Annotated in this window: 13 protein-coding genes; 2 read left to right on the top strand and 11 right to left on the bottom strand. The window is 72.3% G+C overall.

Features of this window, described 5'->3' with window-relative positions; genetic code table 11:
- Positions 1-26: 26 nt before the first annotated feature.
- From ACLJOK_RS28475 to ACLJOK_RS28425, 11 genes are all read right to left on the bottom strand, one after another.
- On the bottom strand, positions 27-908 hold the full coding sequence (locus tag ACLJOK_RS28475; RefSeq protein WP_238682137.1) for a lysophospholipid acyltransferase family protein: 882 nt from the start codon (positions 906-908) through the stop codon (positions 27-29).
- A 371-nt stretch (positions 909-1,279) separates the two neighbouring features.
- The gene (locus ACLJOK_RS28470; protein ID WP_410821688.1) at positions 1,280-2,356 is read right to left on the bottom strand and encodes an NAD-dependent epimerase/dehydratase family protein; all 1,077 of its coding nucleotides are present in this window, start codon (positions 2,354-2,356) and stop codon (positions 1,280-1,282) included.
- Between the two features lie 122 nt (positions 2,357-2,478).
- Positions 2,479-2,580 carry a 30S ribosomal protein bS22 gene (locus ACLJOK_RS28465; protein ID WP_007465623.1) on the bottom strand — a complete coding sequence of 34 codons (102 nt, stop codon included), beginning with the start codon at positions 2,578-2,580 and terminating at the stop codon, positions 2,479-2,481.
- A gap of 270 nt (positions 2,581-2,850) precedes the next feature.
- Positions 2,851-3,060 carry a helix-turn-helix domain-containing protein gene (locus ACLJOK_RS28460; RefSeq protein WP_007465625.1) on the bottom strand — a complete coding sequence of 70 codons (210 nt, stop codon included), beginning with the start codon at positions 3,058-3,060 and terminating at the stop codon, positions 2,851-2,853.
- A 212-nt stretch (positions 3,061-3,272) separates the two neighbouring features.
- Positions 3,273-4,457: an ABC transporter permease gene (locus ACLJOK_RS28455; RefSeq protein WP_091402733.1), complete on the bottom strand. Its 1,185-nt coding sequence runs from the start codon at positions 4,455-4,457 to the stop codon at positions 3,273-3,275.
- A complete protein-coding gene (locus ACLJOK_RS28450) occupies positions 4,454-5,380 on the bottom strand; it encodes an ABC transporter ATP-binding protein (protein ID WP_410821687.1) in 927 nt (308 codons plus the stop codon). The genes ACLJOK_RS28455 and ACLJOK_RS28450 overlap by 4 nt, the downstream gene beginning before the upstream one ends.
- Positions 5,377-6,732 (bottom strand): efflux RND transporter periplasmic adaptor subunit, encoded by a 1,356-nt coding sequence (locus ACLJOK_RS28445; protein ID WP_410822206.1) that lies wholly within the window; start codon positions 6,730-6,732, stop codon positions 5,377-5,379. Before ACLJOK_RS28445 ends, ACLJOK_RS28450 begins: the two co-directional genes overlap by 4 nt.
- A 79-nt stretch (positions 6,733-6,811) precedes the next feature.
- A complete protein-coding gene (locus tag ACLJOK_RS28440; RefSeq protein WP_410821686.1) occupies positions 6,812-8,101 on the bottom strand; it encodes a hypothetical protein in 1,290 nt (429 codons plus the stop codon).
- A 69-nt stretch (positions 8,102-8,170) separates the two neighbouring features.
- A complete protein-coding gene (locus ACLJOK_RS28435) occupies positions 8,171-8,746 on the bottom strand; it encodes a TetR/AcrR family transcriptional regulator (RefSeq protein ID WP_410821685.1) in 576 nt (191 codons plus the stop codon).
- A complete protein-coding gene (locus ACLJOK_RS28430; RefSeq protein WP_410821684.1) occupies positions 8,739-9,539 on the bottom strand; it encodes an alpha/beta fold hydrolase in 801 nt (266 codons plus the stop codon). Before ACLJOK_RS28430 ends, ACLJOK_RS28435 begins: the two co-directional genes overlap by 8 nt.
- A 106-nt stretch (positions 9,540-9,645) precedes the next feature.
- The gene (locus ACLJOK_RS28425; RefSeq protein ID WP_410821683.1) at positions 9,646-10,566 is read right to left on the bottom strand and encodes a proline dehydrogenase family protein; all 921 of its coding nucleotides are present in this window, start codon (positions 10,564-10,566) and stop codon (positions 9,646-9,648) included.
- Between the two features lie 106 nt (positions 10,567-10,672).
- Here ACLJOK_RS28425 and ACLJOK_RS28420 point away from each other — a divergent pair, with 106 nt between their 5' ends.
- Positions 10,673-10,945 carry a hypothetical protein gene (locus tag ACLJOK_RS28420; protein WP_225855034.1) on the top strand — a complete coding sequence of 91 codons (273 nt, stop codon included), beginning with the start codon at positions 10,673-10,675 and terminating at the stop codon, positions 10,943-10,945.
- Between the two features lies 1 nt (position 10,946).
- Positions 10,947-12,113, top strand: a complete 1,167-nt coding sequence (locus ACLJOK_RS28415; protein WP_410821682.1) for a glutathionylspermidine synthase family protein — start codon at positions 10,947-10,949, stop codon at positions 12,111-12,113.
- Positions 12,114-12,130: the final 17 nt, after the last annotated feature.

Raw genomic sequence — 12,130 nt, 5'->3', positions numbered from 1 at the left:
TCGGGGCGTATGTCGAAGCCCGCGCCCTAGGGGCCGAACGGGTCGGGGCGTCGCTCCAGCAGCGTGTGCAGGGTCTGCTGGATGGTCTCCCGCACCTGGTCGGCGAGGTTGAAGACCACCAGCGGGTCGTCCGCCGAGTCGGTCAGGTGTGCGGTGGGGATCGGCGGGCAGAACTCGATCAGCCACTTGCTGGGCAGCGGCACCATGCCCAGCGGGCCGAGCAGCGGGAACGTCGGCGTGACCGGGAAGTAGGGCAGCTTCAGCAGCCGCGCCAGGGGCTTGATGTCGGCGAGCATCGGGTAGATCTCCTCGCCGCCGACGATGGCGACGGGCACGATCGGGGTGCCGGTGCGCAGCGCCGCCGAGACGAACCCGCCCCGACCGAAGCGTTGCAGTTTGTAACGGTCGGCGTAGAGCTTGCCGATGCCCTTGAAACCCTCGGGGAACACACCGACCAGATCGCCGCCGCCGAGCAGCCGCTCGGCGTCCGGGTTGCAGGCCACAGTGCCGCCGGTCTTGCGGGCCAACTCGGAGACCACCGGCATCCGGAAGACCAGGTCGGCGCCGAGCAGCCGCAGGTAGCGGTGGGCGGGATGCTTGTCGTGCAGCGCCGCCGAAAGGATCAGGGCGTCCAGTGCCACAGTCCCGGAGTGGTTACCGACCACCAGCGCGGGCCCGTCCACGGGGACGTGCTCGACCCCACTGACCTCGGTGCGGAACCAGTCCCGGTAGAGCAGTCGCAGCAGCGGGTGGAAGACCGCGTCGGTCAACTCCGAGTCGAAACCGAACTCGTCGACCTCGTAGTCACCGGAGAGCCGCCGGCGCAGAAACGCCAACCCGTTCGCCACCTTGCGGTCCCAGTGGTCCCCGGGCCGGTCCGACACGGCCGGCTCGGTGCCGCCGGACAACCCGGCGTCGACAGCGTCGGCCGGCGTCGGAGTCGGGGTCGGGGTCGAGGCCAGCGGTGCGGTCGGGGTCGGCGTGGCCTGCGCGGCCGGTCGATGTCCGTTGCGCCGCGCCGGCTCCGCGTCCGGCGGCGGCACCTGCGCGGGTACGTCGAACCGCCCGACCGACTGCGGGTCACGCCCCTCCTCCGGCCCACTCACGGCGTCACCTCGGTTCGCGACTGCGGGGCTCGCAAGACCGGCTCACTCCTCGCGCTCACGATGCCACCTCGGTTCGCGACTGCGGGGCTCGCAAGACCGGCTCACTCCTCGCGCTCACGATGCCACCTCGGTTCGCGACTGCGGGGCTCGCAAGACCGGCTCACTCCTCGCGCTCACGACGACCGGTCCCGGACTGCTGAACGGACCTGCCGGATGCCGTCCAGGACGAGTTGCTCGGCGGCGGCCAGCTGATCCCGCGTGACCACCACCCCACCGTGATGGGCCCGGATGAAGTCCTCGAACGCCTCGGCGGTCGACCGGGGCGTGAAGCCGTACTCCTGCTCAAGCCGGCTGGTGTCGACCACCCGGCCGTGCACGAAGAGGTCGACCTGGTCCAGGCCGTAGCGGCCGAAACCCATGGTGCGGGCCATCGCGGCAGCCCCGGAGAGACTCGGCTCCAGCACCGGCACGGCGACCCGGCCGGCGCGCCGGATCGCCTGGGACAGCGACAGCACCCCGGGGCCGGCGACGTTGTACGTGCCGGGATGGTCCTCCACGATCGACCTGTGCAGCACCTCCAACGCGTCGTCGAAGTGCAGGAACTGCAGGCGGGGGTCACGGCCGAAGACTGTCGGCACGAACGGCTGTGAGAAGTAGCGGGTCAGCGTGGTGTCGGCGGTCGAGCCGATGAACGGGGCGAAGCGCAGCACCGTGGCGGTGACGTCGGACCGGCGGCGGCGGAAACCGCGCACGTACCCCTCAAGGTCGAGAATGTCGCGGCCGAAACCGCCGCGCGGCACCTCACGGGGCTCGGTCTCCTCGGTGAAGACCGCCGGATCCCGGAACGACACCCCGTACGCGGCGGTCGACGAACGGACCACGAGCTTGCGCAGTCGGGGCGCCCGCTGGCAGGCGGCGAGCATCTGCATGCTGCCGATGACGTTCTGGTCCTTCATCGCGGACCGGCCGCCATGCTGCGGGTCGGGTGAGGTGACCAGCGCGAGGTGCACCACCGCGTCGACGTCCAGGTCGGCGAGGAGGCCACCGAGGGAACCGCTGTCGACGCGGATCCGTTCGACCCGGTCCAGCAGGTCGGTGAATTCGGTGCCGGAGTCCGGTGCGTCGACCCCGATGACCCGTTCGATGCGCGGGTCGGCGGCCAGCCGGGCCGCCACGTGGGCGCCCAGGTAGCGGCCCACTCCGGTGACGACGACGACCCCCGGAGCACCTGAGGTGCCACCGGGGGTCATCTGACGCACCTACGCCGGCAGGATGGACCGAGCCGGGACGACCACGGCCTGATCACCTGAGCCTCCGGAGGTCGACAGTTTGGCAAGTGACGCCGAACGCCGGGCTTTGAGCCCGGCGGCGATCACTTGCCGAGACGGCGACGCTGGACGCGGGTCTTGCGCAGCAGCTTGCGGTGCTTCTTCTTAGCCATGCGCTTACGGCGCTTCTTGACCACCGAGCCCATACGACAGCCTTTCGATACAACGTGCGGGGCGGACCGGATGACACCACGCAGGTGGCGACGGCGACCGCTTGCGGACAACGGACCGGACCAGTCTGGGCGGCGGGGCGCACCGGTGGGGTCTCGGTCGGGCTCCAGGGTAGCCGGAGGGCGTCAGCCAGACCAACGCGCCCCCGTCACGGCCGCCCCTGGCTCGCGACCGAGGGGTCCGCGAGCTCACTCCCTACGCCCCCCGACGCCGGTCAACTCGCGATCGGAGGGCGGGGCGGTGGCTCAGGCGGTCTCCTGAAAGGCACCCCGGAGATATTCGTGCACCGCGTGCTCGGGCACCCGGAATGACCGGCCGACCCGGACGGCGGTGAGCTCACCGCTGTGCACCAGGCGATAGACAGTCATCTTTGACACCCGCATGACCGTCGCCACCTCCGCGACGGTCAGGAACTTGACCTCCGACAGCCGTCCGTCGGACTGTGACCCGGCCATGGCTCACCGACCCATCCCATGCCCGGCGCGTGCCAACCCGACGGATGCTCCGGGCCGGGCCGACGACGCGCGTGTTACCAGTACGGTAGCGGGGCGGTTGTGACCGGCGCGATCCCTTCCTGCAACTGATCATGCTTCGGTGGCCGGTTCACCCGATCCGTGCTCCCGGTATCCGCCCGTCCGCGTCCGTCGTCCGGTTGTTGCGGCGCTGTTCATTCGGTGCGCAGCGCGACCACCGGGTCGAGACGGCCGGCGCGCTGCGCGGGAACCACCCCGAAGACGATGCCCACCACCGCCGACACACCGAAGGCGAGCGCCAACGACCACCAGGTGATCGCCGCCGGAATTGGCGACAGCGCGTCGACCAGCAGGGCGGTTCCCACGCCCAGCGCCATCCCGGTGAGCCCGCCGATCGTGGTGAGCAGCACCGCCTCCAGCAGGAACTGCACGCCGATGTCGCGGGGACGCGCGCCGACGGCCTTGCGCAACCCGATCTCCCGGGTCCGCTCCCGGACGCTGACCAGCATGATGTTGGAGACGCCGACACCGCCGACGAGCAGCGAGATGCCGGCGATGGCCGCCAGCACGCCGGTGAGGACACCGAGGATGTCGCCGAGCACGCCGAGGATCTGCTGCTGGGTGACGGCGCTGAACTCGGTGTCCGGGTGGCGGCGGTTCAGCTCGGCGACGATCCGTTCGCCCAACTCGTCGATCCGCTCCCGGTCCGGTGCCTTCACCGCGATGCCGTCGACCCGCTGGGTGCCCCAGAGTCGTTGCGCCGCGGTCACCGGCACGTGCACCTCGTCGTCCCGGTCGACGCCGAGGCTCTGCCCGAGGGGCGCGAAGACACCGATCACCCGGAAGCGCACCCCGGCCAGCGCCACCTGCTGGCCGAGCGGGTCCCGATCGGGGAAGAGCGCACGGGCGACCGAGTCACCGAGCACCGCCACCCGTCGGCTGGTGTCCACGTCGGTGCCGGTGAGATAGCGTCCCCGCGCCAGCGACCGGGTGAACACCGCCGGCGTCGTCTCCAGGACGCCCTGCACTGTGGTGAAGTCGGAACGGGCGCCGGCTCGCGCGGTCGCCCCGGAGGCGACGGTGACCGCCACCCGATCGGGGTCGCCGACCACCCGGGTGACGGCGTCCACGTCCTTGAGGGTCAGCGGCGAGACGACCGGCGCGTTGCCCACCTCGATACGGCCGGGGACGACCAGCAGCAGGTTCGAGCCGAGACCCTCGACCTGTTGCTCGACCTTCTGTTTGGTGCCGGTGCCGATCGCCACCAGCAGCACCACCGAGGCCACCCCGATGATCACCCCGAGCATTGTCAGCGCGCTTCGCAGCCGGTTGGCCCGCAGGGCGTCCAGCGCCACCCGCCACGCCTCGGCGACTCTCACGCCGTACCTCCGGGCCGCTCGACCTCGCGCGGAAGGCGTCCGGTGGCTCCGGTGGCGCCACCGGAGCCACCGGACGGGTGCCCCGGACCGCTTCCGGACGCGGACCGGGGCTCCGCGCTGGGAGCGGGGACCAGTGTCGCAGGTCGACCGTGATCAACGGACGGCGGTCGATCATGGGCGGAGCGCGGGTCGGCGCTGTCCGCCACGACCACCCCGTCGCGCATGGTGATCCGGCGGTGGGCGCGGGCCGCCACCTCCTGGTCGTGGGTGACCATCACCAGCGCCACCCCGGATTCCGCGTTCAACTGTTCCAACAGCTCCAGCACCGCGGCGCCGGTGACGCTGTCCAGGTTGCCGGTGGGTTCGTCGGCAAGCAGCACCGTCGGCTCGGTGACCAGAGCGCGGGCGATCGCCACCCGCTGCTGCTCACCGCCGGACATCTGGTTGGGCCGGTGGTCCAGCCGGTGCCCGAGGCCGACCCGGCCCAGCATCGCCGCCGCCCGCTCCCGTCGCTGTCGGGCCGACACCCCCCGGTAGACCAGGGGCAACGCCACGTTCTCCACCGCCGAGGTACGCGGCAACAGGTGGAACGCCTGGAAGACGAAGCCGATCGTCTCGTTGCGCAGGGTCGCCATCTCCGGTGGGGCGAGGGCGTTGACGTCCCGCCCGCCGATCACCAGGCGGCCACCGGTGGGCCGGTCCAGCCCGCCGAGGAGGTGCATGAGGGTGGACTTGCCCGAGCCGGACGGACCGACCAGGGCCACGTAGTCACCCGGCTGCACGGTGAGCGACACCCCGCGCAGCGCCTCCACCGACACACCGTCGAGCTGGTACGTCCGGGACACGTCCACCGCCTCGATGGCCGGAACGCGCTCCCCTGCCGGGCGGTCGCCGCGCGGTTCGGCGACGGCGGACTCGGTCACCGGACTTCCTGGCCATCGCGGACCTGGTCGGCGCCGCGCACCACGATCCGGTCGCCGGGCTGCACGCCGTTGAGGATCTGCACCAGGTCTGACCCCTGGACGCCCACTGTCACCGACGCCCGGCCCGCCTTGCCGTCACGGACCACCCAGACCGCGTCCCGGCCGTCGGCGGAGAACACGGCCGAGGCGGGGACGGTCACCGCGTCGACGGCCTCGCGTACCCGCAGGTGCACTATCGCGTTCATGCCGGGGTGGGGCGTCGGGGCCGGCTCGTCCTCGGCCAGCTTCCCGGCGCCCAGCGTGAGGCGGACCCGGTAGGTGACCCCGCCCTGCGCGGAGTTGGTGGGCAGCACGTCGACCGAGCGGACGCTGGCGTCGTAGCTGGCGCCGGTGACGGCGTCCAACTCGACGGTGGCCGGCACGCCGGCCTTGACCAGCAGCACGTCGGTCTCGTCCACCTCGGCGAGCAGACCCAACTGCCCGGTGTCCACAACTGTCAGCACCGGTGTGCCGGCGGTGACCTGACCGCCGACCGCGACGGCGTCGTCCACGCCGGCCGGCGGCCCACCCTGGCTGGGGGTCAGCACGGACGGGTCGAGGCCGGCCGCCTGCGCGCCTCCGGCCTGCTCGAACAGACCGGCCAGACCGGCATTCGCGCCACCGCCGGCCCGGGTGCCGCCGGGCTGCACCACCCCGGCGATCGGGGCGCGCAGGGTCAGCGCGTCGACTGTCGCCTTCGCCAGGTCGTACGCCTGCTGGGCCTGGAGCCGTTGCGCCGCGGAGAGCGCGCCGACGGCGGAGCTCAACCCGTTGATCCCCCGCTGCACCGCGCGGACCGCCTGGTCGGCGCTGCGCGCGGCGGCCGTGTACTGGCGTTGCGCGGACGTCACCTGGGTCAGCAGCGCGTCGCGCAGTTGCGGGTCGGCGATCTTTTCGGCGGCCTTCCGGGCCGCGTCGAACGCCTCGTCGGCGGCCTTGTCGGTGCCACGCCGGCTGCTGGTCAGGCTGCCCGCTCCGACGCCTCGACCGGCGCGCTTCGCGGCGGCCAGCGCCTCCTTGGCCTGACGGAGACGTTGTTGCGCGCTCGGTGAGTCGACCACGGCCAGCACCTGACCGCGCTTGACCCGCTGTCCGGGTTGGACACGCAGGCTGGACAGGGTGCCGTCGGCGGGAGCGGTGAGGGTGGCGGCGGCGCGGGCGGTCACCGTGGCCGGCGCGTCGATCACCTCGGTGACCGGGTTGCGCGCGGCCGACGCCAACGCGAGATCGGGGCCTTCGTCGCCGCAGGAGGCGGCGGTGGTGGCGGTGAGGACGACGACGGCGGTCAGGGCGATGAGCAGGCGGGGCCGCATGGTGCTGGCGGGCCGTGACAACTGAGGACGGCGCACCCATCGATGGTACGGCGCACCCCCGCACCGCCTCCGAGCTGCGTCAGGCGGCGGTGGCGCGGACGTACGCCACGCACTCGTCGTGCAGCGTCGACCACTGCTCACCGAACGCCTTCTCGGAGGCCGCGTCGATGGTCCTGCCATCGTGTACCACGGTCTTGAAGAAGGTGAGCAGCCGCAGCGGCCCGTACCTGTCGACGAGGTGCCGAACGGCCAGGTAGCCGATGCCGTAGCTGGCGGCGACCCGTTCGGCCGACGCATCGTCGGCGGGGTTGACGCCCTCCAACTTGCCGTCCCAGCCGCCCCGGATCATCTTGCGCACGTCGGCGATGCCCTCGTACCGGTCGACCGCCTGGCCGCCGGCACCGGCGAACTCGGCCAGGCCCTCGACCAACCACCAGGTGAGCTTGCCCGGGTAGCCGCGCTCCGGCAGTGACGCCGCGTGGGTCAGCTCGTGGCGCAGCAGGTCGTCGGTGCCGCTGTTGGAGAGCCCTTCGGCGTTGAGCACCACCTCGTGGTGGCCGCCGCCCACTGTCACCGCGTAGCCGCCGGTCCATTCCGGGCGCTCCCCGCCGTACCAGCGCTGCCACTCGGTGCGACCGGCGTAGAAGATCCGGTATCGGTCCGGCGGTGAGCCGGTCACCGCGTACCCGTCGGCGACCTTCGCCGCCGCCTCGGCCTGGGCGAGCAGGCCGGGCAGCTTGCCGCGCAGCGCCGGGGTGGTGGCGACGATGGTCCGCGCGCCGACGGCGACCGCCAGGTCGCTGATCTCCCACGGTCGGGTGCCGGTCTCCACCGACTTGGATTCCTCCATGGCGACCATCCGGGGCTGGTCGCCGTTCTCCCGCCACCGGGTGCCGATCAGCACCGGGCTGGGCCGGCAGTTCGGCGTGACGAAGCAGTACTGGAAGCGCACCAGCATCCGCCACTCGCCGGGCTTGCCGATGATCGGCACGGGCAGGCCACTCGGCTCGGCCCGCCAGCCGGTCACCTTGAGCTCGCGTAGTGCGGCGAAGCGTCGGCGCAGGTCGTTGTGGGCGGCGGGATCGGCGACGGCGAGGAACCCGGCGCGGTCGCCGCCGAGGAGTGCCGCGGACTGCTTGTGGAGCTGGGCGGTGATCCGGTCGGACAGCCCGCGGGCCACTGCGGTGGCGGGGTCGTCGGCCGCTGAGGCGCCGACCCGGCTGACGGTGGGGCGCGAGCCTGTCTCCCGGATCACTCCGACGACGAGCGCCGCCGGCAGGCCGCAGCCCAGCAGCAGGACGACCACCACGAGCACCGTCCACAGCGGCCAGAGCCGCCGTGGTGCTGGCTGCTGCACCTCGTCAGTCACCCGCCGAAGGGTACGACCACTACCTGGATGCGGCGAGGCCGCCCCGGGCCGATCGGCCCGGCCGCTGGCTCACCCGCCGGTGCGCGGCCAGGAGCGGAACGAGATGTCCATGCTCGCGACCAACTGGTGGTACGAGCGGTCGACGTCGCGGGGCAGGCCGAAGCCGCCTGCGGCCTCCAGGGTCACGAAGCCGTGCAGGGCGCTGCGCAGCGCGCGGGTCGCGTCCACCGCGTCATCGCCGGTGAGCCCGTACCCACGCAGCACCGCGAAGATGGCACCGACGGCGCGTTCGCCCGCCTCGACGTGTTCCGGGTCGGCCGGGTCGGGCACCCGCTGGGTCGTCGGGTAGCGGCCGGGGTGCCGGAGGGCGTAGTCACGGTAGGCGTCCGCCATGGCCCTGAGCGCGTCGCCACCGGAGCGGCCGACGGCGGCGGTGCTCATCTCGGTGGCCAGCTCGGCGGTGGCCAGGGCGGCCAGTTTCTGGGCCAGGGCGTCCGCCCCCCGCACGTGCTTGTAGAGGCTGGGCAGCGCCACCCCGAGACGGCTGGCAAGCGCGGCGAGGGTGAGCTGTTGGAAGCCGACCTCGTCGGCCAGCCGGGCCGCCTCCCGTACGACGGTCTGCTGGTTCAGGCCGACCCTAGGCACCGGCGCACACCGCCAGGAAGCCGAGCACCTGCTCAGCGGTGCGCTGCGGCTGGTCGGCGTGCGGATAGTGGCCGGACTCCTCGATCATCCGGGCCTCGGCGGTGCCGAAGAGCCGCCGGGCGGCTCGCGCCTCGGCTCCCGGGTCGGGGAAGTCCGGGTCCTTGGACCCCATCAGCACCAGCACGGGTTGCCGCACCTGCGGGGCGCGGGCGGTCCAGTGCGGCTCGGCCGGTGCGATCACGCCGCGCGTCGCGGCCATCCGGCCGGGCTCGCGCAGGTTGGTCACCATGGAGCGGCGGTAGGCGGCGTCGTCGGCGGGTCGGTGCACCGGGAACAGGGTGTTGTGGAACATCCCGAACAGTCGAGGGCTGTGCAGCACGGACCACATCGCCATCCGCAGCAGCGGGTTGAGCTTCGGCTGACCGACGAAGGCGCCAATCTGCACGATGCCGGTGACCAGCTCGGGGGCATCGGTGGCGGCGAAGACCACCGCCGCCGCGGCGGACGAGCTGCCGACCAGCACGGCCGGACCGGCGTCGAGGTCGCGGACCACGGCCAGCAGGTCCGCGCCGACCTCCGCCGGGGCGTACGTGGGCCAGCCGGCGCTGGACTCGCCGTGCCCCCGGACGTCGACCGAGGCGACCCGGTGACCGGCGGCCACCAGCAGCGGCACGAGGTGCCGGAAGCTCGCCCTGTTCTCGCCCATGCCGTGCGCGAGGACCACCAACGGGCCCTCGCCCTGCGCCTCGTACACGATGTGTCCGCCGTTCCGCCGCACCTGGCTAGTTGTCATAGCTTTAAAGCTAATGCACTTAGCCAGAGTTGGCAAGCCGGATACGCAGAACGGGCCGACGGTGACCCGAGAGGTCTCCGCCGGCCCGTCGGCCGAACCGGAGGAACTACTTCTTGGAGATCAGGGCGCGGCCGAAGAAGACCAGGTTGGCGGGGCGCTCGGCGAGCCGGCGCATCAGGTAGCCGTACCACTCGTCGCCGTACGGGACGTAGGTGCGCACGGTGTAGCCCTCGCCGGCCAGCCGGGCCTGCTCCTCGGGGCGGATGCCGTAGAGCATCTGGAACTCGAAGCGCTCCGGCCCACGGTCGAACCACCGGGCCCGGTCCTCACCGATCGCGATCATCCGCGGGTCGTGGGTGGCCAGCATCGGGTACCCGTCGCCGGACATCAGGATGTTCATGCAGCGCACGTACGACTTGTCCACCTCACGGGCCGACTGGTACGCCACCGACTCCGGCTCCTTGTAGGCGCCCTTGCACAGCCGCACCCGCGACCCGGCCGAGGAGAGCTCCCGGCAGTCCGACTCGGTCCGGCGAAGGTAGGCCTGGAGCACCGCGCCGGTCGACGGGAAGTCCTTGCGCAGCCGGCTCAGCACCTCCAACGTCGAGTCGGTGGTGGTGTGGTCCTCCATGTCCAGGGTGACAGTGGTGCCCGCCGCGTCGGCCGCCGCGCAGATCGCCCGCGCGTTGTCGTACGCCAACTGCTCGTCGAACATCTGGCCGAGGGCGGAAAGCTTCACGCTCACCTCGGCGGCCGGGGTGAGCCCGGCATCGCCGAGCATCTTCAGCAGTTTCAGGTATTCGTCCCGGGTGGCGGTGGCCTGTTCGGGGCGGACGGTGTCCTCACCGAGGTGGTCGAGGGTGACCGCGAGGCCGTCGTCGACGAGCACGCGGGTCGCGCGCAACGCGTCGTCGGTGGCGGCGCCGGCGACGAACCGGCGGACGACGTCCCGGGTGTACGGGGCAGTCGCGACGAGCCGCTCGACCTGGGATGACCGGGAGGCGGCGAGGATGACGGAACGGAGCATGAGCCGAGCGTAACGCCCCTGCCAGGGGCCCCGCCGAGGGGCGGCCGGGCCACCTCGGCATGGGGGCGGGGCGGCGGCGGTGGCGTCGATCGGCTACAACGATGCCGTGGACCAACGCCCCCGCCGCCGACTCCGCTCGGCCTCCGTGCAGCTCGGCGCGCTCACCGCTCTCGCGCTCGCCCTCTCCGGCTGCAACATGACCTCGGACGACGACGATGACGACGACTGCGCCCTCGGGCCGGTCGGCGGCGGTGACACCGTCGCGCTGGCGATGCGGGTCACCGACCCGGCCGCCGGTCGCACCGCCCCGGAGCCGACCACCGCCGCCCTGCCCGAACGCGGCGGATTCGGCACCCACCTCGCCGCCTGCGGCGGCTGAGGTGCGCCGCGAGACGGTCACGCCGCGACCCGACTGGGACGCCACCATCCGGTCGCAGGGGCTGGTCTACGTCGACACCGAGCTGCCCGACGGCGGGATCATGTCGTACTGGGACGAGACCGCCGCGTACGCCTTCGACCTGGACGAGGTGCTGCGGCTGGAGGAGGCCACCGAGGAACTGCACCGGATGTCGGTGGCCGCCGCCGAGCACGTGGTGGCGCAGCGCCGGTACGCCGAGTTCGGCATCCCGGAGTGGGCGGCCGAGGCGGTGGCCCGGTCCCTGCGGGAGGCGCCACCGACCCTGTACGGGCGCTTCGACCTCGCGTACGACGGCACCTGGCCCCCGAAGATGTTGGAGTACAACGCGGACACCCCCACCGCGCTTGTCGAGGCGAGCATCATCCAGTGGTACTGGCTGGAGCAGACCCGCCCGGAGCTGGACCAGTGGAACAGCCTGCACGAGCGGCTGGTCGGCACCTGGGCGAAGATCGGGGCCGGGCTGCACGACCCCCGGGTGCACGTGCTCTGGTCGAACGAGGAGGAGTCCGGCGAGGACCACATGACCGCCGGCTACCTCGCCGAGACCGCCCGGCAGGCCGGTCTCAGCGTCGAACTCCAGCCGATCCAGGAGATCGGCTGGGACGGCCGACGCTTCGTCGACGCCGACGACAACCCGGTGACCACCTGCTTCAAGCTCTACCCGTGGGAGTGGATGCTGGCCGAGCCGTACGGGCCGGCGGCCCTGGCCCCGGGCACCCCGACCACCTGGATCGAGCCGGCCTGGAAGCTGCTGCTCTCCAACAAGGCGCTGCTCGCGGTCCTCTGGGAGCTGTACCCGGGCCACGAGTACCTGCTCCCGGCGTACCTCGACTCGCCGCGCGGCATGGCGGAGTACGTCGCCAAGCCACTGCTCGGCCGCGAGGGCGGTTCGGTACGCATCGTCACCGCCGATGAGGAGATCACCAACCCGGGGATCTACGGCGACGAGGGCTGGTGCTACCAGGAGTTCCGGGCGTTGCCGCAGTTCGCCGGTAACCGGATGGTGCTGGGCAGTTGGATCGTCGACGGCGAATCGGCCGGCGTGGGTGTGCGGGAGAGCGCGAGTCTGATCACCGATGGCTACGCGCGGTTCCTGCCGCACTACATCGACGCGCCGCGCACCCGCTGAGTCGTCTACCGTTGGGG

The sequence above is a fragment of the Micromonospora sp. 050-3 genome (genome assembly GCF_046549335.1).
Lineage (GTDB): Bacteria > Actinomycetota > Actinomycetes > Mycobacteriales > Micromonosporaceae > Micromonospora > Micromonospora trifolii.
Note: the sequence above shows the minus strand (reverse complement) of the source record. Positions and strands in the feature narration are given on the sequence as shown.